This is a genomic window from Nocardia fodinahabitans, assembly GCF_052983615.1.
On the sequence record NZ_JBRJJC010000001.1, the window covers coordinates 75,241 to 98,457 of the forward strand.

The following is a 23,217-nucleotide window of genomic DNA, read 5'->3' on the forward strand; positions in this document are numbered from 1 at the left end:
CACGCCCGCGCGCTCACCTACAGTGGGGTGCACCGTCATCCGTCGTGTGCCACCCGAGCAGGAGAGCCGATGTCTGCCACCGCGAAACTCGATCCCGTGGTCGAAGTGTTCGTCGACGCGCTCAACGCCCAGGACACCGACCGCTTCTACGGTGTGCTGACCGCGGACGCGACCATGTCCGACGACGGGGTCGAACGCGACCTCGCGCGGTGGACCGAGGCCGAGATCTTCAGCAGCAACGGCCATCTGGAGGTCGAGTCGGTCGACGATAACGGTCTCGAGCTCACCGCCGACTACACCAACAGCCGATGGGGCTCGATGCGTACCACCTGGCGGTTCGTCCTGCGCGACGGGCTGATCAGCCGATTCGAAACCGGACAGGCGTGAACGACCAACTCTTGCTCACCCCGCGTTACGGCGAGTCCTCCCTCGCCGATCTGCTCCCCTCGGCGCTGGCCTGCCTCGGCGTCGACGGCGAGACCGACCGGCTCGGCCTGGGTCTCGACGTCGACCACGTGTGCGTCCTGCTCGTCGACGGGCTCGGCGCACAGGCACTGGCCGCGCATGCCGCGACGGCGCCGTTCCTGTCGAGCCTGCCCGACGCCGCCATGACCGCGGGCTTCCCGAGCACCACCGCCACCAGCCTGACCACCCTGGGCACCGGCCTGCCGCCCGGGGAGCACGGCATCGTCGGCTACCTGGTGCGGCTGCCCGAGGAGCAGCGGCTGTTCAACAGCCTGCGCTGGCAGCTCAACGGCGCGGGCCCGAAGATCGACGCGCTCGCCGCGTTCCCGCCCGAGCGAATCCAGCCACGGCCCACCGTCTTCCAGCGCGCCACCGCGGCAGGCGTCGCCGCGATCCAGGTCGCGCCCGGATACCAGGACGGCTCGGGTCTGACCAGGGCTGGCTGGCGCGGCGGCGGCTTCCGGGCGACCTTCTCCGTCGGCGACCTGATCGACGGTGTGCTCGACGCGCTCGGCTCGGCGCCGAAAACCCTGGTCTACACCTATCATTCGGAACTCGACACGACCGGGCACGCGCGGGGTCCCGCCTCGCGGGCCTGGCGATTCGAGCTGGCCCACGTCGACCGGATCGCCGCCGAACTGGCCGCGCGCCTGCCCGCCCGCTCGGCGCTGATCGTCACCGCCGACCACGGCATGGTCGAACTCACCGAGCGGATCGACTTCGACACCCACCCGCACCTGTCCGCGGGCGTCGCCGAGCTCGCCGGCGAGCCCCGCGCCCGCCACGTCTACACCGCCGACGGCGCGACCGCCGACGTGGCCGGCACCTGGGCGGGCGTGCTCGGCGGTGATTTCCTGATCCGCACCCGCGCCGAAGTGATCGAGGCGGGCTGGTTCGGGCCGACGGTCACCGCCGAATCCGCCTACCGGATCGGCGATCTGGTCGTCGTCGCACGAGGGGACGCCGGCGTGATCCGATCCGCGGCCGAACCGCTCCAATCGATCATGGTGGGCCATCACGGCTCGCTCACCGCCGCCGAACTGCTCGTTCCACTGCGGATCCACCGCGGCTGAGACCGACCGCTTAGGCTGGAGGCCACTCGACGCGCACCCGCGCGGCGCGACCCTCAGGAGGAACCATGCACGCCACCACCCGAACCGGTGCCGTCGCCGTCGGCGTCGCGGTGCTGGCGGCACTGGCGAGCGGCTGCACCGAGGTCGAGCGGGTGCTCAACCAGGGTGGCGACACCTCGTGCCGCGACTACGTCAACCAGGAGCCCGACACCAAGCGGATCACCATCACCAAGGCGATCAAACAGCGCAACGGCACCGACAACGAGCCGGCGGGCACTCTGGTCGACTCGATGATCGTGCAGGTCGACCTGCTGTGCGCGGGCCAGCGCAATATCGACACCCCGATCAAGAACGCCGACATCGCCGGGCTGTTCCTGAACAAGTAGCCGACGACGGCGGCGTCAAGCCGCCACGACAGAGCATGCACCGGCGACCCGGTCGTCCTCCGGTAAACGGTGCACACCGCGGTGGCGCAGCTGATAGACAGGAAGGCGCCACCGACGAGCAGGGAGTGAACGTGGGCGCACACGACGACCCGATCGCCGGATCGCCCAGGCCGGACCGGCTCTCGGACTATCGTGGCGCCCTCGAGAAGCAGTGGAACAAGCTGGCCGCGCCCTCGCGCCCCCCTGCACTTGCCTCGCGACACCGGGCCGGTCCGCGAAGAGGTCGCCAAGTCGTGGCAGCGCTCGCTGCACACCGTCGACCCGGCGCAGACCGTCGCCCCCGGCTTCAACGACATCAGCGACCGCTGGTCGGAATCGCCGCTGCGCAGACCGGTCACCGAACTCGCCGGGCAACTGCGCGGCATGGCCGAGGAATCCGGCTATCTCGCCGTCGTCAGTGACGAATCGGGCACCATCTTGTGGACCGCAGGTGATCGGACCCTGCGGCGCCAGGGTGAACAGATGAACTTCGCGCCCGGCGGGGTGTGGGACGAGAGCCATATGGGCACCAACGGCCTGTCGCTGGCACTGCACGACGACAAAGCCGTCACTGTCTTCTCCGCCGAGCACCTGGTCGCCGCGCTGCACGGCTGGGTCTGCTACTCCGCGCCGATCCACGGCCCCGACGGCCGCCAGGTGGGTGTGCTCGATCTGTCCTCGACCTGGGAACGCTCGCATCCGATGGTGATGACCTCGGTGCGGGCCCTGGTGACCGCCGTCGAGACGATGCTGCGCGCCGAGGCGCCCGCACCCGCACCCGGTGTCCGGCTCGAATGCCTCGGCGCCGCACGGCTGTTGCGCGACGGCAGGCCGGTGCCGCTGCCGCCGCGCCAGCTCGAGATCCTGGCCCTGCTGGCGCTCGAACCCGAGGGCTACACGCCCGAGCAGCTGCACGCCGCCGTCTACGGCGACCGCCCGGTCTCGCTGAACACCCTCAAAGCCGACGTCTCGCACCTGCGCCGGGCCACCCGCGGCGAGATCGCCAACCGGCGCTACATGCTCACCGGTCCGGTGTCCTGCGACGCGGTCGACCTGCTCGCCGCGATCGAGGGCGGCGACCTCACCTCGGCGCTGTGGCTCTACCGCGGGCCGCTGCTGCCCGGTTCCGATCTCCCCGGTGTCGAGCAGTGGCGCGCGCATCTCGACGTGGGCATCCGCAACGCGGTGCTCAACAGCGACCGGGCCGAGCACGCCGTGGCCTTCGGCCAGCGCTGCCCCAGCGACATCGCGGTGCACGAGCACGCGCTGCGCCTGCTGCCCCGCGACGATGTCCGCCGGGCCGTCGTCACCGCCCGTCTGTACACCGCGCGCCAGGGCTGAGCTGGGCGAACCCGCTCACCAACCTCGTACCAACCTTCGCCGACCATAGTGTGTTCCACCACGCAGAGGTCGCGAGGAGCGAGACGCATGATCTACGGCAAACCCGGATCGGATACCGGCATCGTCAGCTATGCCGCCCGATACGACAACTTCATCGGGGGTGATTGGGCCGCCCCCATCGAAGGCCGCTACTTCGACAACACCTCGCCGGTCGACGGCGAGACCTTCTGCACGGTGGCCAGGTCCACGGCCGCCGATATCGACATGGCGCTCGAGGCCGCGCACCGCGCCACCGACCGCTGGGCCGCGACCCCGGTCGCCGAGCGCGCCGACATCCTCATCAAGATCGCCGACCGGATCGAGAACAGCATCGAGCCGCTGGCGGTCGCCGAGACCTGGGACAACGGCAAGCCGGTCCGCGAGACCCTGGCCGCCGATCTGCCGCTGGCCGTCGACCACTTCCGCTACTTCGCCGGCGTCCTGCGCGCCCAGGAGGGCTCGATCTCGCAGATCGACCCCGACACCGTCGCCTACCACTTCCACGAGCCGCTCGGTGTCGTCGGCCAGATCATCCCGTGGAACTTCCCGATCCTGATGGCGGCGTGGAAACTGGCGCCCGCGCTGGCGGCGGGCAACTGCGTGGTGATCAAACCCGCCGAGCAGACGCCCGCCTCGCTGCTGCTGGTCGTCGAGCTGATCGCGGATCTGCTCCCGCCGGGAGTCCTCAACGTGGTCAACGGCTTCGGGGTGGAGGCGGGCACACCGCTGGCCCAGAGTCCGCGGGTGGCCAAGATCGCGTTCACCGGCGAGACCACCACCGGCCGGCTGATCATGCAGTACGCGAGCGAGAACATCATTCCGGTCACCCTGGAACTGGGTGGCAAGAGCCCCAACATCTTCCTGCCCGACGTGATGGCGGCCGACGACGACTACCTCGACAAGGCCGTCGAGGGCTTCGTGATGTTCGCCCTGAACCAGGGCGAGGTGTGCACGTGCCCGTCACGCGCGCTGATCCACTCGTCGATCTACGACGAGTTCCTCGCCCGCTGCATCGCCCGCACCGAGGCCGTCGTGTCAGGTCATCCCCTCGACACCGAGACGATGATCGGCGCGCAGGCCGGCAACGACCAGTACGAGAAGATCCTGTCCTACCTGGACATCGGCAGAGCCGAAGGCGCCCGCGTGCTGACTGGAGGGGAAGCACGCAAGGTCGACGGCCTGCCGGGTGGGTACTACATCGAACCCACCATCTTCGAGGGTGAGAACACGATGCGGATCTTCCAGGAGGAGATCTTCGGACCCGTTGTCGCGGTCACCCGCTTCGACACCGTCGACGAGGCCGTCCGCATCGCCAACGACACCCGCTACGGCCTCGGCGCGGGCGTGTGGACCCGCGACATCAACACCGCTCATCGACTGGGCCGTGGCATCAAGGCGGGCCGGGTCTGGACCAACTGCTACCACGCCTATCCCGCGCACGCCGCGTTCGGCGGCTACAAGAAGTCGGGCTTCGGCCGGGAGAACCACGCCATGACGCTCGGGCACTACCAGCAGACCAAGAACCTGCTCGTCAGTTATTCGACGACGAAACTCGGGATGTTCTGATGCAGAACCGGATCCACCGCGTGGAGATCACCGAGCGCGCGCAGACCCTGTTGCGCAGGCTGATCGAGGACAACGGCCCGGTGTTGTTCCGCCAGGCGGGCGAGTGCGGCGACGAGGAGGTCGCACCGGTGTGCCTGTCCGCCAAGCAGTTCCCGATCGAGAAGGCCGACGTCCTGCTGGGCAGGCTCAGCTGGCACACCGAGTTCTGGATCAGCCCCGAACAGTTCGAATGCTGGAAGGACACCCACCTCACCGTCGACGCGGTGCGTGGGCACGCCAGCGCCGAATCACTGGAAGCCGGCCAGGGCATGCGCTTCGTGCTGCGCGCCCGGCAGCTCACCGACGCGGAGAACGCGGCACTGGCGGCCGCACCGCCCCCACGAACCGGCGCCGACCGCACGCTGTAGCGGTGCCTCGGACCTGACCTGGTAGGACCTTCCCGGCGCTGTCAGGTCATGGCGAGCCCCCGCCGACTGGGCCATCGCGGCTCAGCCGGCGGGGCGAGCTCGCCGTATCCCGTGCGGGTCCGCGCATAGCAAAGACGTTCCCGCGCAAACCAAATCACGTCTCGCTCAGCGAGACACGCAGGTCAAGACTGCAACAATTCCGTTACGTTATAGCGATGTTCTTAGCGAGGCTCGGTGTTCGAACCCGGATTCTGGCGATCGCTCTCATCCCCAGTCTCACGCTGGTGGTGGTCGGCGTCGGAACGGCGGGCTACCTGGTCGACGAGAGCAACAAGGCCAAGACCTGGGCTTCGGAAATGCAAGCGGCGGTGCCTTACACGCGCGAGCTCATCGAGGCCGTCCAATCCGAACGCCAGCTCACCCTGGCCCACTTGGCCGGTGACGAGACCGCCCAGGCCGCTCTCGCACCCGCCCGCGCCCGGCTCGACGCCGCGTTTCGCGGCCTGATCAAGGCCTCCGAGAGCATCCGCGAGGTCGACGATTCCAACATCGGCGACGACAAGGGTGGATTCAACACTCTCGGTACACATCTGGCCGGTGTACGCGGCGGTGCCGACGCCGGCCTGCTGCCCGCTTCCGACGCGTACATGTTCTACAACAAGCTGCTCGACGTTTTCTCCCAGGGCACCAAGGTCGCCGAGCGCGCCGCCCCCGACGCCGTGGTCGCCTCCGGCGTCGGCGAGGGCATGCGCCTGCTCAACGCCGCCGAGGCGATGTCGCGCAGCAACGCCCTCGCCGTATCGATGGTGACCTCCGGTGGCCCCACCACCATTCCGCTCGACGAGTTCGTCAAGCAGAGCGGCTTCTATCACAACGAAATCGCCAATGTCGCCGCCGAAATCGACGAAGCCCAGCGCACCGCGCTCACCGCGCTGCTGTCGTCGTCGAACTGGCAGCAGCTCAGCGCGATGGAATCGGCCGTCGTGCAGCGCTTCGCGGCACCGGCCACGCAGACCACGGGCACCTCGGCCAAGCAGACGGCCGCCGCGGCACTGCCGCTGTCTACGCCCGAATGGCAGAGCGCGGCAGCCGAAATCAACCGGGCCATGCTCGACGCGTACACCGCGCACAACCGGCACGTCCAGAAGCTGGCCGAGGACACCGCGCACCGCGCCGAGATCAACGCGGCCCTCGCCGGCGGCGGCGTGCTCGCGCTCAGTGTGCTGGTGTTCCTGGTCGCGGTGATCCTGGCCAACCGGATCATCCGCCGCCTGCGCAGACTGCGGACCGAAACCCTCGCCCTCGCCGACGAACAGCTGCCCGCCACCATGCGCGCGCTGCGCGAAGGCGGCGACATCGACGCCGTGCAGACCTCCCCCTCATTGGACTTCGGCAAGGACGAGATCGGTCAGGTCGCCCAAGCCTTCGAGCACGCCGCCTCGGCCGCGCTGCGTGCCGCCGTCGACGAGGCCCGCACCCGTGAGGGTGTGCGCGCGGTGTTCCTCAATATCGCCCACCGCAGCCAGATCGTGGTTCACCGCCAGCTCGAGATCCTCGACGAGGCCGAACGCCGCCAGGAGGATCCGGCGCTGCTGGAGACCCTGTTCCGGCTCGACCACCTGGCCACCCGCGAACGCCGCAACGCCGAGAACCTGATCATCCTGGGCGGCGGCAGGCCCGGACGTCAGTGGCGCAAGCCGGTTCCGGTGATGGATATCGTGCGCAGCGCCATCGGCGAGACGCTCGACTACGCCCGGGTGCGCGTCACCAAGCTGCCCGAGGTGGAGATCGTCGGCACCGTCGTGGCCGACCTCGTGCACCTGCTCGCCGAGCTCGTCGACAACGCGACCGCGTTCTCTCCGCCGCAGTCGCGGGTCGAGGCAGGCGGCAACGTCGTCGGCAAGGGCGTGGTCATCGAGATCACCGACCAGGGCATGGGCATGAGCCCCGAGGACCTGGTCCGCTACAACGACATGCTGGCCGATCCGCCGGACTTCGGTGTCGGCACGCTGTCCTCGGACTCACGGCTCGGCCTGTTCGTCGTCGCCCGGCTGTCGACCTCGCACGGTGTCTCGGTGCGGCTCAGCGAGTCCGATTACGGCGGCATCCGCGCGATCGTGCTCATCCCGCTGTCGCTACTCGCCGGCGACTCCGACACCTCGATGATGCCGCCCGCCACCACCGGTCCGCTGCGGCGCGGACTGCCCGCGCCCGCACCCGAGCCCGCGCCGGTCGCCGCGATCGAAACCGCACCGGCGCCGACGGCGGTGGCCACCCTGGTCGCCGAACCGCCCGCGCCGCCGCGTCCGGTGGCGCCTGCCCCGGAGCTGCCCCCGGTCGAGACGCACGGCTCCGACGAGCGCCCGGCCCTGCCGCGCCGCCAGCGCCAGACCAACCTGGCACCCGAACTCACCGAGGACCCGGCCACCCCGGAGGCGCCCCCCGCCCCGGAGCGGCCCCGCTCGGCCGAACAGGCGCGCGACATCATGTCCGCGATCGAGAACGGCACCCGGCAGGGTCGCAAACCACTGATCGAACCTAGTCAGGATGAGTAGACACAGCCCGGCGGGGGCAGCTGAACGCAACACCCCGCAAGACCACTGATCAACCGAATCAGGATGAACAGACACAGCGCGGCGGGGGCAGCTGAACGCAACACCCCGCAAGACCACTGATCAATCGAATCAGGATGAACAGGAAGGCTGAGGTGAACTCTTCCCACCCCGGTGATCTCAACTGGTTGCTCGACGATCTCGTCGACCGGCTGGCGGGGGTCCGCTACGCGGTCGTGCTGTCCACCGACGGGCTGCTGCTCGGACGTTCCTCGCAGATGAAGCGCGAGGACGCCGAACACTTCGCCGCCATGTCGTCGACGCTCTACGGTCTCGCGCGCAGCGCGGGCAGCCGGTTCGACGGCGGTGGTGTGCGGCAAGCGGTGATCGAGCTCGATCGTGCGGTCCTGTTCGTCACCTCGGCGGGCGACAACGCGTGCCTGGCGCTGCAGGCGAACGAGTCGGCGAATCTCGGCATGGTCGCCTACGAAATGAACCTCACCGTGCAGCGGGTCGGCAGTTACCTGTCGACCGAGCCGCGGCACGGACTGGCAGAGCTATAGGAAGCAGCACCATGACTCGACTCGGCGATCCGTGGTTCGACGACGCGGCCGGACCCCTGGTCCGCCCGTACGCGGTGACCCGCGGCCGCACCATGGGTGCGGCGCACGACCTGGACATGCTCACGGTGGTGGTGGCGGTGCATCCCGCCCCACCCTGCGGCGCCCGGAACCCGAATACGCGACGATCGCACAGTTGTGCAAGCGCGCGCAGTCGGTGGCCGAGGTCTCGGCCGTGCTGAAACTTCCTCTGGCGGTGACCAAGATCCTCGTCGGTGATCTCATCGGCGAGGGCCACCTCATCTTCCGGGCTCCCGTGACGGCCGAGGCCGGCGTCGGAGACCTCAACGTATTGCGAGCGGTTCTGGATGGCATCCGAAAACTTTGACCCCACGGCACCGGGCGGGCAGCATCTGGCCGCCTCGGTGAAGATCCTCATCGCCGGCGGCTTCGGCGTCGGCAAGACCACGATGGTCTCCTCGATCAGCGAGATCGCACCGTTGCGCACCGAGGAGCTGATCACCGAGGTCAGCACCGGCGTCGACGACCTGTCGGGGGTGGAACAGAAGTCGACGACCACGGTCGCGCTGGACTTCGGCCGCATCACCATCGACCGCGATCTCGTGCTGTACCTGTTCGGCACCCCCGGCCAGGACCGGTTCTGGTTCCTCTGGGACGAGCTGTGCCGCGGCGCGCTCGGCGCGATCGTGCTCGCCGACACCCGCAGGCTGAGCAATTCGTTCGCGGCGGTGGACTTCTTCGAGCGGCGCGGGCTGCCGTTCCTGATCGCGGTGAACTGCTTCGAAGGCGCGCCCCGCTACACCGTCGACGAGGTGCGCGACGCGCTCGACCTCGACCCGAACACCCCCGTGGTGCTCTGCGACGCCCGCGACCGGCCCTCGGCCAAGGCGGTACTCACCCATCTCGTCGAGTACCTCATCGAACGCGCCACCCGCACCCCGGTGACCACCTAGCGGTCGGTCCGCCGGGGGGCGGTCCCGGCTCACTGCTCGCGTGACCGCCGCAGCGGCCGCGAGCCGCAGTCCCAGCAGCTTCCGCCACATACGGCGGCGTATAGATGTGGCCCGGGTCACTTGGCCGGAAATGCTTCCGCTGCCATCTGGAACGAGTAATAATCTGGAATGTGTCCACCACATCGGACTTCGAGCGCATGCTCCGCGCGGCTTCCCTGCGCGTCACGGCGCCGCGTCTGGCGGTGCTCACCGCCGTGCACCAGCATCCGCACGCCGATACCGACACCATCCTGAGCCGGGTCAGGGGCACCCTCGGCGCGGTGAGCCACCAGGCCGTCTACGACGTGCTGCGCGTACTCACCACCGCGGGCCTGCTCCGGCGGATCCAGCCCATGGGCACCGTCGCCCGGTACGAGACCCGGGTCGGCGACAACCATCATCACCTGGTGTGCCGATCCTGTGGCGTGATTGTCGATGTCGACTGCGCAGTCGGCGATGCGCCCTGTCTGACCGCTCTCGATGACACCGGTTTCGTCGTCGACGAAGCCGAAGTCATCTACTGGGGCCGCTGCCCCGACTGCACGACATCACCATCACTCCCATGAAAGGACTCACCGTGCCCGAGGAACATCCACCTATCGCGGAAGCCAACACGGAACCCGGTGACAATGGCTGCCCCGTGACATCGGCTCGCCCGTTCGCCTCCGCCGACATCCGTGGCAGCAATCGTGACTGGTGGCCGCATCAGCTCAATCTCACGATCCTGCAGAAGAATCCGCCGGTGGCGAACCCGATGGACGACGACTTCGACTACGCGGCCGAGTTCGCGACCCTCGATCTGGCCGCGGTGAAGCAGGACATCGAGCAGGTCATGACGACCTCGCAGCCCTGGTGGCCCGCCGACTTCGGCCATTACGGCCCGTTCTTCATCCGGATGGCCTGGCACTCGGCGGGCACCTACCGCGTCGGCGACGGCCGCGGCGGCGCCGGCTCGGGCATGCAGCGCTTCGCCCCGCTCAACAGCTGGCCCGACAACGCCAGCCTGGACAAGGCCCGCCGCCTGCTGTGGCCGGTCAAGAAGAAGTACGGCAAGAAGCTGTCCTGGGCCGACCTCATCGTCTACGCCGGCAATGTCGCGCTCGAGTCGATGGGCTTTCCCACCTTCGGTTTCGGCGGCGGTCGCGTCGACGCGTGGGAGCCGGAGGAGGACGTCTACTGGGGTCCGGAGAGCACCTGGCTCGGCGACGAGCGCTACACCGGTGAGCGCAACCTCGAGCGTCCGCTCGCCGCGGTCCAGATGGGCCTGATCTACGTGAATCCGGAAGGCCCCAACGGCAATCCGGATCCGATCAAGGCCGCGATCGACATCCGCGAGACCTTCGCCCGGATGGCGATGAACGACGAGGAGACCGCCGCGCTGATCGTCGGCGGGCACACCTTCGGCAAGACCCACGGCGCCGGGCCCGCCGACCTCGTCGGCCCCGAGCCCGAGGCCGCGCCGCTCGAGCAGCAGGGCCTGGGCTGGAAGAGCAGCTTCGGCACCGGCGTCGGCGCCGACGCGATCACCAGTGGTCTGGAAGGCATCTGGAACAGCACGCCGATCACCTGGGACAACAACTTCCTGGAGACCCTCTACGGCTACGAATGGGAGCTCAGCCAGAGCCCGGCGGGCGCCCACCAGTGGATCCCGAAGGACGGCGCGGGCGCGGACACCGTGCCCGACCCGTTCGACGCCACCAAGAAGCGCACCCCGGTCATGCTGACCACCGATCTGTCGCTGCGCCTCGACCCGATCTACGAGCAGATCACCCGGCGCTGGCTGGCGAACCCGGCCGAGCTCACCGACGCGTTCGCGCGCGCCTGGTACAAGCTCACCCACCGCGACATGGGTCCGGTCGTGCGCTACCTCGGCCCGCTGGTGCCGTCCGAGGAGCTGCTGTGGCAGGACCCGGTCCCCGCGCACACCGGCGCGCTGATCGGTGACACCGAGATCGCGACCCTCAAGAGCCAGATCCAGGCCTCGGGGCTCACGGTCGTGCAGCTGGTGTCGACGGCATGGGCGGCGGCCTCGTCGTTCCGTGGCAGCGACAAGCGCGGCGGCGCCAACGGCGGTCGCCTGCGCCTGCAGCCGCAGGCGGGCTGGGAGGTCAACCAGCCCGACGAGCTCGCGCAGGTCGTGCGCACGCTCGAGGGCATCCAGGAGTCGTTCAACGCCACGGGCGGCGCCCAGGTGTCGTTCGCGGATCTGGTCGTCCTCGGTGGCGCGGTCGGTGTCGAACAGGCCGCGCAGGCCGCCGGTTACGCGGTGACGGTGCCGTTCACGCCGGGCCGCACCGATGCCACCCAGGAGCAGACCGACGTCGAGTCCTTCTCGGCGCTCGAGCCCAAGGCGGACGGTTTCCGCAACTACCTGGCCAAGGACGCCCGGGTCCCGGCCGAGTACCTGCTCGTCGACAAGGCGAACCTGCTCACCCTGAGCGCGCCGGAGATGACGGTCCTGGTCGGTGGTCTGCGCGTGATCGGCGCGAACTACCAGCAGTCGCCGGTCGGCGTGCTCACCACGACGCCGGGCGCGCTGACGAACGACTACTTCGTCAATCTGCTCGACATGGGCACCGAGTGGGCGCCGTCGGCCACCGACGACAACGTCTACGAGGGCAGGGACAGCGCGACCGGCGCGCTCACCTGGACCGGTAGCCGCGTCGACCTGGTGTTCGGCGCGAACTCGCAGCTGCGTGCCGTGGCCGAGGCCTACGCGACCGACGACGCGAAGGAGAAGTTCGTGCGCGACTTCGTCGCCGCGTGGACCAAGGTGAGCAACCTGGATCGGTTCGACCTGGCCTGATCGCCGGTCATGAAACACCCCGCGACTCGCTCGGAGTCGCGGGGTGTTTCGCTGTCGCGCAGCGGCCGATCAGGCCGTCTCGGCGACCTCGGCCAGCCGGTCCACCGAGGCCCGCAGCTTGTCCGAGGTGGTCGCCTCGGCCCTGACCTGGCGCAGCTCGTCGTGCAGCTGCGTCCAGTCGTAGGTGTGGGTCACCCGGGTCGTGGTGTCGTCGATCGGCTCCAGCTCCCAGCGCCACAGGTGACCGGGCGGGGTCTTGCCGCGCTCGGAGGGGTGCCACGCGATGCGGCGGCCCTCCTCGAACTCGACGATGTGGTTGTCCCGGTCGGCGCCGGTGGTCAGCGTCGTGGTGAACACGTCACCGACGGCTTTCACCCGCTGGCCCGCCGCCGCCTCGGCGAGATTGTCGTTGCCGTCCCAGCGCGGCTGCTGAGCGGGGTCGGCGATCAGTTCGAAAAGGGTGGCGGCGCTCGCCGCGATCTCGCGGGAGGCGTGGACGATGCGGGGCGCGTCGGTGGTTTCGGTCACGGAGCCGATGAAACCAGCAGCTCACCCGCCCCGGCAAGGATTCGGCTCGAGCCTGCGCCTAACTCACCCGCGACACCGCGAACACCGGGATCTCGCGGCTGGTCTTCTCCCGGTACTCGGCGAAGCCCGGCATGATCTCGACCATCCGGTTGCGCCAACCATCCTGGCGCACCCCGCATTCCCGCCTTCCTCGGCATATGCGTCGAGATAGTGAGGTCGACTAACGTTGCGGGGTGCTTGGACATTCACACGCGACCAGTGGGGCGCTGGCCTGGGCGGGGACCGCCGCGGCGCTCCCGCTCACGGTCGCCGCTTTCCCTCTGTTCGACAGCGACACCACACGATTCGGGATCGCCGAACTGATCATGGGCACCCTGCTGACCGCAGGTGCCGCGCTGCTGCCGGACGCGGATCATCCGAGCGGAACCATCTCGCATGTGCTGGGCCCGGTGTCACATCACCTGTGCCGCTTGATCTCCTGGCTCTCCGGTGGGCACCGGCACGGTACCCACTCGCTGCTGTTCGTGGTCGTCGCGGTCGCCGCCACCTGGGCCGGTGAGCACTATCTCGGCAGGCCGTTCACCCTGGGCCTGGTGTTCTTCCTGCTCGCGCTGGCGGTGCGGTCGCTGCACCTGTGCCCGCCGGGGAAGAGCCTGCGCACCTACGGCACCGTGATCGTGCTGGCGACGGCGGGCACCTTCGCGGTGGATCACTGGATCGTCGACCGGCCGGTCTGGCTGCCGATCTGCGTCGGCCTCGGCTGCCTGGCCCACCTGCTCGGCGACTGCCTCACCGATCGCGGCTGCCGCCTGCTGTGGCCGTTCCCGTTGCGGACCCGGGTGCCGTTGATCGAGCGGACCGGGAACCGGGTCGAGACCTGGGTCATCTCACCGCTTTTCGTCCTCGGCACGATGGGCGCGCTCTGGTACGCGATCATCCATCGACCGTGACGTGGTCCGTCGCGAGGACGGCGGGGCCTCCCCCGCCGTCCTCGCCTTCCTTTTCAGTTGGCTGGCTCGAGTCGAATACATGTTTTAATGCGCATATCGCAGTATCGACATTGCTCATTGTGACACATGAGCACAGCGAACCCCCGGCGCTGGCCTTTCTCCCGAATCGGCCCCACACGCGGCGCATTTCAGTGCACAGTTGTACTCTCAAACCCGTGACCGAGCAGCTCCCCCAACCCCAGGCCGAGGTGCAGGCGCTCACGCGCCTGGCCGGCGACGAATTCGTCGGCGCGGTCGACGGCATCGCGGCCATCCACCGCGCCATCTCCGACCGCGTGTTCGCGGCGGTAAGACTCGGGGTCGGTCCCGCCGCGGATCCGGTGAAGGTCGTGCACGACGCGCTCACCGACGGCGTGTACGCGGTGGTCGGCGGGACGGGGTTCGTGGTCGGCGAGGTCGCGAGCGCGGTCCAGATGCCCGGCGTGACCGCGCCGTCGCGCACCGTCTGGGGCGCGGGTGTCCTGGCCGCCCTCCAGGGTCTGATCGGCGACGCGCTCGAGGACGAGGCGCCGATCCTGGCCTCCCCCCATGACCTTCCGCGTCGACGGCGCGCCCGTCCCGCCGGAACAGCTGGCGGCCCACGTCGCCGTGCCGACGACGCGACTGGTCGTGCAACTGCACGGGCTCGTGGAGACCGAGCACGCCTGGCGGCTCGGCGGCCGCCCGACCTACGGTGACCGGCTCGAGGAAGACCTCGGCTACACCCCGATCCTCGTGCGCTACAACACCGGCCTGCACATCTCCGAGAACGCCGCCCAGCTCAGCGCCCTGCTGGCCCGTCTGGTCGCGGCCTGGCCGCTGCCGGTGCACGAGATCTGCCTGCTCGGTCATTCGATGGGCGGTCTGGTCGCGCGCGGCGCCTGCCACCTGGCCGACGAGGCGGACGAGGCCTGGGTGCGCGCGGTTCGGCAGGTGGTCTGCCTCGGTTCCCCGCATCTCGGCGCCCCGCTGGAGCAGATCGCGCACTACGCCGCGGCGGCGCTGGACCTGCTGCCGGAGACCCGTCCACTGAGCAAGCTCCTGCGCAGGCGCAGTGCGGGCATCCGCGACCTGCGGCAGGGCTCGCTCGTCGACGAGGACTGGCGCGACCTCGATACCGACGCGCTGCGCGCGCGGGCGGTCCGCGAGGTGCCGTTGATCGCGGGCGCCGACCACTACTTCGTCACCGCGACCGTCACCCGCAGCCCGCAGCACCCGCTGGGGCGGGTGGTCGGCGACGGCATGGTGCTCACCGGGAGCGGCTCGGGACGTGGCCGGACCCGCCGGATCGGCTTCGACGCGGTCAACGGCCTGCACGTGCCCGCGGCGAACCATTTCAGCCTGCTCAATCACGACGCGGTGTACGCGGCGCTGTACAGCTGGCTGACGAGCATGCCCCGCAGGGCGGTACGGGTGGATACGCTGTGGCCATGACTCTCGACCACGGCGACCCCGGCGACGCACCCTCCATCCCGCTGCCGACCGCTCCCCTGGCCAACGAGGCCCGCCCCTCGGCGGCCGAGGAGGCCAGAACCATTGCGGCGGCCACCAATACCGGCACCCTGGCCAGTCTCACCGCCGACGGCGCGCCGTGGGCGTCGTTCATCACCTACGGACTGCTCGACGGCGCGCCCGTCCTGAGCGTCTCGCGGCTGGCCGAACACGGCCGCAACCTGGCCGCCGACCCGCGCGCCAGCATCGCGATCGTGACCCCGGATATCCCGGCCGACCCGCTGGCGGGCACCCGGATCACCCTGGCCGGCGTGGTGGAACGACCGGAGGGCGCCGAGGCCGACGCCGCGCGCGCTGCCCATCTGGCAGCCATTCCGGCCGCGAAGTACTACATCGACTACAGCGACTTCACCCTCTGGGTGCTGCGCGTGCAGCGGGTGCGCTGGGTCGGCGGATACGGCCGGATGGACTCCGCGTCGGCGCAGGAGTACCTGGCGGCCCAGCCGGATCCGATCGTGCCGCTGGCCACCCCCGGCATCGCCCACCTCAACGCCGACCACGCCGACGCCCTGCTGGCGATGGCCACCCGGCTCGGCGGCTTCCCCGACGCGACCGCCGCGGTCTGCGAACGAGCCGACCGCTACGGCCTCGACCTGCGGGTCGAGACGCCGCGCGGCGTCGCGCGCACCCGGGTCGGGTACGCCGCACCGCTGTCGGAGATCGGCGAACTGCGCTCGGCGACGGTCGAATTGACGCGCCGGGCCCGCGCGGCCGACTAACCCTCGTACAGCTCGAGCGGCAGGTCGTCGGGGTCGAAGAAGAAGGCCATGTGCTGGCCGGTGTACTCGTCGGTGCGCACTTCCTCGGTGCGGACGCCGCGTTCGCGCAGAGCGGTGAGCGCGGCGGGCACATCGGCGACCACGAAGGCGAGATGCCGCAAGCCCGCCGCCTCGGGCCTGCTCGGGCGCGCGGGCGGATCGGGAAACGAGAACAACTCGATCCGGCACCCACCCGGCAGGGTGACGTCGAGCTTCCAGGAGTCCCGATCGGCCCGGTAGTTCTCGGCGAGCACTGTCCCACCGAGAATTTCGGTGTAGAAGCGCTTCGAGCGGGCGTAGTCGGTCGCGATGATCGCGACATGATGGATCCCGAGAAACTCCATCCCGCGACGGTACCGCCGCGGTGGCAGTGCCCGCGTTCGCCCACTACATTCGGTCGGCAGGACAGGCAGGGACTCAGGAGGGGCGATGACGGACCTCTGGGATCGGTGGCAGTCCCGAGTCGCTGTTCGTCCGCAGCTGGAGTGAGGTCTTCTCACCGGATCACCCGCTGGACCCGGCCCTGGGCGCGACGCACTACCGACGTGATCCCGTGACGGGCGAGCACATGGCCGCCGCGATCACCCACCGCTCCCCCGGCGCCGACCTGGTCGAGTACCCGGACGCGGGACACTGCCCGCACCTCGAGATCCCCGACCGGGTGGCGGCCGATCTGCTCACGCGCGTCTGAGGTACTCAGTTCCAGAGAGCGGCGACGAGCACGTTGACGATCGCGAGTCCGCCGGCGGCGTCGGTCATCCAGTCGATCTGCTTGCCGCGTTTGGCATCGGCCCGGCCCATCTCGGCGAGCGCGACGACCACGACCGAGATCGCCAGTTTCACGGCCAGCTTGGTTGTGTCCGGATCCTTGCCCAGCGAATCGACCGCCGAGGCCAGCCCGGCCAGGACCAGTCCGGTGATGAGCTGGACCCGCGCACCCCACACCATCAGCGCCGAGACGACCGGGCGCGAGGCTGCGAAGCCGCCGACCACGGCGGCCATGCCAAGCAGATGGGTGACGACCACCAGGTTGTAAACGAATTCCATGATTGGCGAGCGTAGTTCACAGGAAAGCGGCCGGTGCCCGAAGGCACCGGCCGATTCCCGACGAACTTTCTCCGTGTATTACAGCCCCTGCTGCTCCAGCAGGTGCGAATCCTTGCGGACGCCGAAGGCGGTGATGATCTCCATGATGCCGATGACGATCAGGAAGATACCGACCACCACGGTCAGGGTCGCCAGCGAATTGATCGGCCACACGATCAGGATGACACCCGCGATCGCGCTGATGATGCCGTAGAAGATCTGCCAGCCCCGGCCGGGCACGCCCTTGTCGGACACCGCGGCGAACAGCACCGCGACGCCACGGAACAGCCAGCTGATGCCGATCCACAACCCCAGCAGGAAGATCGAGGTGAGATCGTCGCGGAAGCAGAAGATGCCGATGATCAGCGACAGCACACCGCTGATGAACGAGAGCACGCGGAAGCTGGTGCTCGGCAGATGGGTGAAGGCGGCGATCAACTGGAAGACGCCGCTGACAACCATGTAGATACCGAACAGAATGCCCGCCACGAGCAGCGACGGACCGGGCCACACCAGCACGATGATGCCGAGGACCACCGCGAGGAGGCCGGTGACCAGAATTGTTTGCCAGGTTTTCTTGGCAAGAGCCGCAATTGGGCTCTCCAGCACGGTATTTGTCGTCATGACGAGATGTTATGCCCGGTAGCTCTCGTTTTCCCGATATTAGCTGGAGCCGTGATCGTGTCGCGATCACCCACCGCCCGCCGACCGTGGCCGTGACCTCCCCGCGTGACGACCGCCACGTCGTCGCATGCGCGAACGTTTGGTCGGTACAGGTCCCGGGTAGGTCATGAAGGTGTCGGTTGTACTCGTGCTGCAAGCTCGGGGCCTCGGTGACGTCCTCGCCGCGGTCCCGGCTCTGCGTGCTCTGCGTCGGGCCGAACCCAGGAGCAAGATCGTGCTGGCGGCGCCGCATCGATTGGAGCGGATCGTCGACCTGATCTCCTCGGTCGACGAACTGGTGCCCACCGCCGATCCGGCCGCCCTGATCTGGGACGGGCCCGCGCCCGAACTCGCGGTGAACCTGCACGGCGCCGATGGCGCCAGTGCCCGCGCGCTCGCCGACACCGGCGCCGCGCGGATCATCGGTCACCGCTCCCCCGCCTCGCCCAGGCCCGCCGGTCCCCGTTGGGACCCGGAAGCTCATGTCGTCGATCGGTGGTGCCGGCTGCTGGAAGCGGAGGGCATCGCGGCCGATCGCCGCAATCTGGGGCTGGTGCCGCCGGTGGCGTCGATCAGCCGCCGCGACTGCGTGGTCGTGCACGTCGGCGCCGGGGCGCCCGCGCGCCGCTGGCCGCCGGAACGTTTCGCGGCCGTGGTCCGGCATCTGCTGGTGCTGGGCCGCGACGTCGTGCTGACCGGCGACCCGTTCGAACGCGAGATCGCGGTCCAGGTCGCCGCCCAGGCCGGACTGCCCGACGACCGGGTGCTGGCGGGCAGGCAGAACCTCACCGATCTGGCGGCCACGGTCGCCGAGGCCGCCCTCGTGATCAGCGGCGACACCGGTGTCGCGCATCTGGCGACGGCCTTCGGTACCCGCACGGTGCTGCTGTTCGGCCCGACGCCGCCGCGCCGCGGCGGTCCGCCCGCCCACCTGCTCGGCAGGCACGCGGTGCTGTGGGCAGGCCAGGTGGGCGACCCCGAGGGCCGGGTACCCGACCCGGGGCTGCTGCGGATCGGCGTGCCCGAGGTGATCGCTGCGGTCGACGCACAGCTGGACAAGCAGGACTGGGCGGAATCGACCCGATTGCGTTACCGCCGGGTCGGCTGACCTGACGCCGCGGCGTCGCGCAGGGCGGCGGCGTGCGCGGCCAGCGCACTGGGCCAGAACTGCTCGAGGTAGTCGCGGGCGTCGTTGAGGCCGCGCGGGTCCAGGGAGTACAGGTGCCGGTTGCCGTCGCGGCGCATGCTCACCAGGTGAGCTTCGCGGAGGACGCGCAGGTGCTGGGAGGCCGCCGAGCTGGTGATTCCGGCGGCCGCGGCGAGGTCGGCCACCGACCGCGGACCCGAGGGCAAAGCCTCGAAGATCACGCGCCGGGTGGGGTCGGCCAGCGCGGTGATGGCCCGAACTCCGTTAGCGTCCACTGAATCAGTGTCCCCGGGAAGCCGAGGTTCGGCAATGATCTTGCGTCCTGGGGATTCCCCCCGGTCGCTCCTCGGAATTCCCGCATTCGTTATGGTGTCGTTATAGATCAACTGGCGTTATAGCCGATCGTGATCGCAGCCACATCATTCGCCGTCGAGATCACGGTTTCGCTACGTTCGAAACATGTTCGTGACCAACCCGTTATCCGCTCGAGTCTCCGACGCCCTCGCCGGTCGCTGGGGAGGCGTTGTCGCGGGTGCGGTGGCTTTGTCCGCACTCGTGGGAACCTCGGTCGCCACCTTCGGTGAGCCCGAGGCCCCGGTTTCCGACACCAGCATCACCGCCGCCGCCACCGAAGGTGTCCACGCGGGCCAGTCGCCGTACCGCTTCACCGCCTACACCCCCGCCGAGGCCCAGGGGCCGCAGGGCGAGACCCCCGCGTCCGCCCCGATCCCGTGGGAAGAGCACCGCGAGGCCGTCGCGCTCGCGCTGCCGCCGCTGCAGGCCCTCGCCCCGCCCCCGCCGCCGCCGCGCCCGCACACCGTTCGCCCGGTCAACGGACGGCTGACCTCCTACTTCGGCGCTCGCTGGGGTGCCGCGCACAACGGCATCGACTTCGGTGACCCGATCGGCGCGCCGGTCTTCTCGGTCACCGACGGTACCGTCATCGAGACCGGACCCGCCTCCGGCTTCGGCCTGTGGGTCCGCATCCTGCAGGACGACGGCACCATCGGCGTCTACGGTCACATCAACGAGATCCTCGTCCAGACCGGTCAGCACGTGAACGCCGGTGACGTCATCGCCACCGTCGGTAACCGTGGCCAGTCGACCGGCCCCCACCTGCACTACGAGGTGCACGTCCAGGACGGCTCGCTCTACGGCGCCCCGATCGACCCGCACCCGTGGCTCGCCGCCCGCGGCGTCGACGCCGGTATCGCCCAGGACTGATCCGCTCTACCACCCGAGTCGCGCCGTGTGCGCGATCAGGAAATCCCGAAGCCGCGCGACCGCGAGTGTCGGGCCATGGTCTCCCGAGACCAGGCCGATCTCGCGGTCGCGTTCGCCATCGATCGGCACGACCACCAGATCGGGGTGCGGAATCTCGGCGGCAGGTAGCAGCGCGACGCCGAGCCCGAGCGCGACCAGTTCGCGCAGGGTCTCGAACTCGGTGATCTCGAACAGCACGCGCGGCGTGAAACCGGCTGCGGCGCACCAGCTGTCGAGCAAATTGCGCAGCTGGTAACTGGGCGGGTTGGCGATGAACGCCGCGTCGGCCAGCTCGGCGAGATCGACCCGGGCGCGGCCGGCCAGCGGATGGGTGCGGGCCACGTGCAGGTCGATGCGCTGCCTGCCCAGCGGCACCGTCGGCAGGTCCGCGGGCGGCGGGATCATCACCGCCAGGTCGAGCCCGCCCGCGCGCACCTGTTCGGCCAGCGCCTCACCGTGTGCCTGCACCAGGTGCAGCCGGATCCTCGGCGCCCTGGTGTGGAACTGGGCCAGCAGCGACGGAATGCTCACCGGGCCCAGGGTCAGCGGGAAACCGAAGCGGACCAGCCCGTTGTCGGGGTCGGCGTCGGCGCGCACCCGGCGCACCGCGTCGTCGAGAGAGCGCACCAGGCCGCGCGTGCGTTCGTGGAGCTCACGGCCCTGCGGCGTGAGCGTCACGCCGCGCCCGACCGGCTGGAACAGCGCTACCCCGAGCGTCTGCTCGAGTGTCTTGATCCGACGGCTCACCGAGGACTGCGGCACGCCGAGGCGCTCGGCCGCCCTGGTGATGTGCCCTTCGCCCGCCGCCGCATCGAACGCGGCCAGCAGCGGCGCGAGCGTCTGCGCTCCCCCGTCGCCTGAATCATCCATATTCGGATGATATCCGCGATGATTCCGTATTGGACGGATCACTCTCGGTCGCGTGACGATGACGGTACACAGCTCACGGGAGGTTCGACGATGACCGAGACGACACCCCGCCACCCCGCATCCGGCGGCGGCGACGACATTCTCGACGCGGTGCTGATCGGCGGCGGCATCATGTCGGCCACGCTCGGCGCCCTGCTCAGCACGCTCGCGCCGGACTGGTCGATCGCGCTGTTCGAGCGGCTCGGCGAGCCCGCCGCCGAGAGCAGCCATCCCTGGAACAACGCGGGCACCGGCCACTCCGGCCTGTGCGAACTCAACTACATGCCCGACCCCGGTGACGGCGACCGCGCGGCCGGGATCGCCGAGCAGTTCCAGCTCACCCGGCGGTTCTGGGCGGCACTGGCCCGTCGCGGCGAGCTCGACCCGGCGACCTTCACCACCCCGACCCCGCACGTGACCGTGGTGTTCGGCGACCGGGATATCAGCTACCTGCGGCAGCGCTACGCGACCCTGCGCGAGCGGCCCGCCTTCGCCGCGATGGAGTACACCGAAGACCGCGCCGTCATCGCCGGGTGGGCGCCGCTGCTGGTGCGCGGCCGGGCCGACGGCGAAGCCATGGCCGCCACCCGGCACACCGCGGGCACCGATGTCGATTTCGGCGCGCTGACCAGGTCGCTGCTGTCGACGATGACCACGGCGGGCAACGCGGTGCGGCTGCACCGCGAGATCACCGGGCTCACCCGGGACAAGGACGGTCTGTGGACCGTGCGCGGCCGGGATCTGGACAGCGGCAGGCGTTTTCGGGTGCGCACGCGCTTCGTGTTCGTCGGCGCGGGCGGCTACGCGCTGCGGCTGCTGCAACGAGCGGGCCTGCCCGAGGTGCGTGGGTACGGCGTGTTCCCGCTGGGCGCGCAGTTCCTGCGGACGACGAATCCCGATGTCGTCGCCGAACACACCGCCAAGGTCTACAGCCAGGCCGCGCTCGGCGCACCGCCGATGTCGGTGCCGCACCTCGACCGCCGCGAGGTCGACGGGTCGGCCGCGCTGCTGTTCGGCCCCTACGCCACCTTCAGTACCCGCTTGCTGCGGCACGGGAAACTGACCGACCTGTTCACCACGCTGCGACCGCACAACATCGTGCCGCTGGTGGCCGCGGGCCTGCAGAACCTCGATCTGGTGCGCTATCTGATCACCGAACTGCTCGCGTCGCCGCGCCGGAAGTTCCGGCAGCTACAGCGCTTCTACCCGACCGCCGACCCGGCCGATTGGGAGCTGATCCCGGCCGGGCAGCGCGCCCAGCTGGTCACACCCGACCGCAGGCGCGGCGGCGTGCTCGAATTCGGCACCGAACTGGTGACCGGCGCCGACGGCACTGTCGCCGGACTGCTCGGCGCGTCACCCGGCGCCTCGATCGCCCCGTCGATCATGCGGGACCTGCTCGACCGCTGCTTCCCCGCACGGCGCTACGAGTGGGCGCCGCTGCTGGCCGAGCTGCTGCCCGAGGGCGCACCGGCGGTCAGCGCGGCGCGTTGACCAGGGCCCCGATCAGACGGTGGCTGCGCGCGCTCATCTCGCCCGCCGTCTGCTCGGGGTGTCGCAGCCACCACAGCACCAGCGAGGTCACCGACCCCATCCAGACATCGGTGAAAGCCGACAGGTCGTCGGGGTCGGTGAGCGCGAGCGTGCTGAGCGCGTCGGCGACGCCGCGCGCGGCCTGGGCGGCGATCCGCCGACGGGCCGCGCGCACGGCGTCGGCGGCCGGGCCCTCGTCCGGGTGCGAGCGGTCGAAGACGACGGTCCAGTCGTGCGGGCGCGGCGCGAGGGCGACGAACAGCGCGTCGAGGGTCCGTTCGGCCTTCGTCAGGCCGCTCGCCCCGGTGATGGCGGTGTCGATCGCGTCGTAGATGACGGTGGCCGCGCGCTCGACACAGGCGATGTAGAGCCCGTCCTTGGACTGGAAATAGGTGTAGACCAGGGGCTTGGACACACCGGCCCGCTGCGCGACCTCGGCGGGCGAGAGCCCCGCGTAGCCGACCCGCCCGATCTCGGCGACGGCGGCGTCGAGGATCTGCTGCTCGCGCTCGGGGCGCGGGACGCCCTTGGTTCCGGCTGTGCTCACCCAGCCCATCCAACCACTATGGTGACTCCTGTTGA

At 69.8% G+C, this 23,217-nt stretch carries 24 protein-coding genes and 2 pseudogenes; 19 read left to right on the forward strand and 7 right to left on the reverse strand.

Going from position 1 to position 23,217, the window contains the following annotated elements; translation table 11 throughout:
- The first annotated feature begins 69 nt into the window (after positions 1 to 69).
- The 12 genes and pseudogenes from NV348_RS00375 to katG all read left to right on the forward strand — a co-directional run bounded on the left by NV348_RS00375 (position 70) and on the right by katG (position 12,247).
- The gene (locus NV348_RS00375) at positions 70 to 387 is read left to right on the forward strand and encodes a nuclear transport factor 2 family protein (protein WP_447145129.1); all 318 of its coding nucleotides are present in this window, start codon (positions 70 to 72) and stop codon (positions 385 to 387) included.
- Complete coding sequence (locus tag NV348_RS00380) at positions 384 to 1,538, forward strand: alkaline phosphatase family protein (RefSeq protein WP_447145130.1); 1,155 nt, start codon at positions 384 to 386, stop codon at positions 1,536 to 1,538. The genes NV348_RS00375 and NV348_RS00380 overlap by 4 nt, the downstream gene beginning before the upstream one ends.
- Positions 1,539 to 1,603: 65 nt before the next feature.
- Positions 1,604 to 1,924, forward strand: a complete 321-nt coding sequence (locus tag NV348_RS00385; RefSeq protein WP_218716218.1) for a hypothetical protein — start codon at positions 1,604 to 1,606, stop codon at positions 1,922 to 1,924.
- 249 nt (positions 1,925 to 2,173) lie between these two features.
- Positions 2,174 to 3,304, forward strand: a complete 1,131-nt coding sequence (locus NV348_RS00390; protein ID WP_447145131.1) for a transcriptional regulator — start codon at positions 2,174 to 2,176, stop codon at positions 3,302 to 3,304.
- Between the two features lie 87 nt (positions 3,305 to 3,391).
- Positions 3,392 to 4,909, forward strand: coding sequence for an acetaldehyde dehydrogenase ExaC (exaC, locus tag NV348_RS00395; RefSeq protein WP_447145132.1), 1,518 nt, complete (start codon positions 3,392 to 3,394; stop codon positions 4,907 to 4,909).
- Complete coding sequence (locus NV348_RS00400; RefSeq protein ID WP_447145133.1) at positions 4,909 to 5,316, forward strand: DUF779 domain-containing protein; 408 nt, start codon at positions 4,909 to 4,911, stop codon at positions 5,314 to 5,316. Before exaC ends, NV348_RS00400 begins: the two co-directional genes overlap by 1 nt.
- A gap of 215 nt (positions 5,317 to 5,531) precedes the next feature.
- Entirely contained in the window at positions 5,532 to 7,871 is a 2,340-nt protein-coding gene (locus NV348_RS00405) for a sensor histidine kinase (protein WP_447145134.1), read from the forward strand.
- 152 nt (positions 7,872 to 8,023) lie between these two features.
- Positions 8,024 to 8,431 (forward strand): roadblock/LC7 domain-containing protein, encoded by a 408-nt coding sequence (locus NV348_RS00410; RefSeq protein WP_019047390.1) that lies wholly within the window; start codon positions 8,024 to 8,026, stop codon positions 8,429 to 8,431.
- Positions 8,432 to 8,442: 11 nt separating this feature from the next.
- Positions 8,443 to 8,816, forward strand: a pseudogene (locus NV348_RS00415) (DUF742 domain-containing protein).
- The gene (locus NV348_RS00420) at positions 8,797 to 9,402 is read left to right on the forward strand and encodes a GTP-binding protein (protein ID WP_218722350.1); all 606 of its coding nucleotides are present in this window, start codon (positions 8,797 to 8,799) and stop codon (positions 9,400 to 9,402) included. The pseudogene NV348_RS00415 and the gene NV348_RS00420 overlap by 20 nt, the downstream one beginning before the upstream one ends.
- 170 nt (positions 9,403 to 9,572) lie before the next feature.
- Positions 9,573 to 10,007, forward strand: coding sequence for a Fur family transcriptional regulator (locus NV348_RS00425; protein WP_447145135.1), 435 nt, complete (start codon positions 9,573 to 9,575; stop codon positions 10,005 to 10,007).
- Positions 10,008 to 10,018: 11 nt separating this feature from the next.
- Positions 10,019 to 12,247, forward strand: coding sequence for a catalase/peroxidase HPI (gene katG / locus NV348_RS00430; protein WP_447150889.1), 2,229 nt, complete (start codon positions 10,019 to 10,021; stop codon positions 12,245 to 12,247).
- A gap of 69 nt (positions 12,248 to 12,316) precedes the next feature.
- On the opposite strand, the gene NV348_RS00435 is transcribed toward katG, so the two are convergent.
- The gene (locus NV348_RS00435) at positions 12,317 to 12,775 is read right to left on the reverse strand and encodes an SRPBCC family protein (protein WP_447145136.1); all 459 of its coding nucleotides are present in this window, start codon (positions 12,773 to 12,775) and stop codon (positions 12,317 to 12,319) included.
- Between the two features lie 233 nt (positions 12,776 to 13,008).
- On the opposite strand from NV348_RS00435, the gene NV348_RS00440 reads away from it, so the two are divergent.
- The 3 genes and pseudogenes from NV348_RS00440 to NV348_RS00450 all read left to right on the forward strand — a co-directional run bounded on the left by NV348_RS00440 (position 13,009) and on the right by NV348_RS00450 (position 15,995).
- Positions 13,009 to 13,725 (forward strand): metal-dependent hydrolase, encoded by a 717-nt coding sequence (locus NV348_RS00440; RefSeq protein ID WP_447145137.1) that lies wholly within the window; start codon positions 13,009 to 13,011, stop codon positions 13,723 to 13,725.
- A 215-nt stretch (positions 13,726 to 13,940) separates the two neighbouring features.
- Positions 13,941 to 15,198: pseudogene (locus NV348_RS00445) on the forward strand (lipase family alpha/beta hydrolase).
- Entirely contained in the window at positions 15,195 to 15,995 is an 801-nt protein-coding gene (locus NV348_RS00450; RefSeq protein ID WP_447145138.1) for a HugZ family pyridoxamine 5'-phosphate oxidase, read from the forward strand. Before NV348_RS00445 ends, NV348_RS00450 begins: the two are co-directional and overlap by 4 nt.
- On the opposite strand, the gene gloA2 is transcribed toward NV348_RS00450, so the two are convergent.
- Positions 15,992 to 16,378, reverse strand: coding sequence for an SMU1112c/YaeR family gloxylase I-like metalloprotein (gene gloA2 / locus NV348_RS00455; protein WP_447145139.1), 387 nt, complete (start codon positions 16,376 to 16,378; stop codon positions 15,992 to 15,994). The two genes, NV348_RS00450 and gloA2, sit on opposite strands and share 4 nt — an antisense overlap.
- Before the next feature lie 167 nt (positions 16,379 to 16,545).
- Here gloA2 and NV348_RS00460 point away from each other — a divergent pair, with 167 nt between their 5' ends.
- Positions 16,546 to 16,725: an alpha/beta fold hydrolase gene (locus tag NV348_RS00460; RefSeq protein WP_447150890.1), complete on the forward strand. Its 180-nt coding sequence runs from the start codon at positions 16,546 to 16,548 to the stop codon at positions 16,723 to 16,725.
- Positions 16,726 to 16,730: 5 nt separating this feature from the next.
- On the opposite strand, the gene NV348_RS00465 is transcribed toward NV348_RS00460, so the two are convergent.
- Both NV348_RS00465 and NV348_RS00470 read right to left on the reverse strand, forming a co-directional pair.
- Positions 16,731 to 17,081 carry a hypothetical protein gene (locus NV348_RS00465; protein WP_447145140.1) on the reverse strand — a complete coding sequence of 117 codons (351 nt, stop codon included), beginning with the start codon at positions 17,079 to 17,081 and terminating at the stop codon, positions 16,731 to 16,733.
- A 78-nt stretch (positions 17,082 to 17,159) separates the two neighbouring features.
- Positions 17,160 to 17,744 carry an HdeD family acid-resistance protein gene (locus tag NV348_RS00470; RefSeq protein WP_447145141.1) on the reverse strand — a complete coding sequence of 195 codons (585 nt, stop codon included), beginning with the start codon at positions 17,742 to 17,744 and terminating at the stop codon, positions 17,160 to 17,162.
- Positions 17,745 to 17,910: 166 nt separating this feature from the next.
- Here NV348_RS00470 and NV348_RS00475 point away from each other — a divergent pair, with 166 nt between their 5' ends.
- Entirely contained in the window at positions 17,911 to 18,891 is a 981-nt protein-coding gene (locus tag NV348_RS00475) for a glycosyltransferase family 9 protein (RefSeq protein WP_495885067.1), read from the forward strand.
- Here the strand turns inward: NV348_RS00475 and NV348_RS00480 are convergent.
- Positions 18,873 to 19,205, reverse strand: coding sequence for an ArsR/SmtB family transcription factor (locus NV348_RS00480; RefSeq protein WP_447145143.1), 333 nt, complete (start codon positions 19,203 to 19,205; stop codon positions 18,873 to 18,875). The genes NV348_RS00475 and NV348_RS00480 overlap by 19 nt on opposite strands.
- A gap of 184 nt (positions 19,206 to 19,389) precedes the next feature.
- Between NV348_RS00480 and NV348_RS00485 the strand changes: the two genes are divergently transcribed.
- The gene (locus NV348_RS00485) at positions 19,390 to 20,154 is read left to right on the forward strand and encodes a M23 family metallopeptidase (RefSeq protein ID WP_447145144.1); all 765 of its coding nucleotides are present in this window, start codon (positions 19,390 to 19,392) and stop codon (positions 20,152 to 20,154) included.
- A gap of 6 nt (positions 20,155 to 20,160) precedes the next feature.
- Here the strand turns inward: NV348_RS00485 and NV348_RS00490 are convergent, their stop codons facing one another.
- The gene (locus tag NV348_RS00490; RefSeq protein ID WP_447145145.1) at positions 20,161 to 21,063 is read right to left on the reverse strand and encodes a LysR family transcriptional regulator; all 903 of its coding nucleotides are present in this window, start codon (positions 21,061 to 21,063) and stop codon (positions 20,161 to 20,163) included.
- Between the two features lie 90 nt (positions 21,064 to 21,153).
- Between NV348_RS00490 and mqo the strand changes: the two genes are divergently transcribed.
- Positions 21,154 to 22,596 carry a malate dehydrogenase (quinone) gene (gene mqo, locus NV348_RS00495; protein ID WP_447145146.1) on the forward strand — a complete coding sequence of 481 codons (1,443 nt, stop codon included), beginning with the start codon at positions 21,154 to 21,156 and terminating at the stop codon, positions 22,594 to 22,596.
- Here mqo and NV348_RS00500 read toward each other — a convergent pair.
- On the reverse strand, positions 22,580 to 23,182 hold the full coding sequence (locus NV348_RS00500) for a TetR/AcrR family transcriptional regulator (RefSeq protein ID WP_447145147.1): 603 nt from the start codon (positions 23,180 to 23,182) through the stop codon (positions 22,580 to 22,582). The two genes, mqo and NV348_RS00500, sit on opposite strands and share 17 nt — an antisense overlap.
- Positions 23,183 to 23,217: the final 35 nt, after the last annotated feature.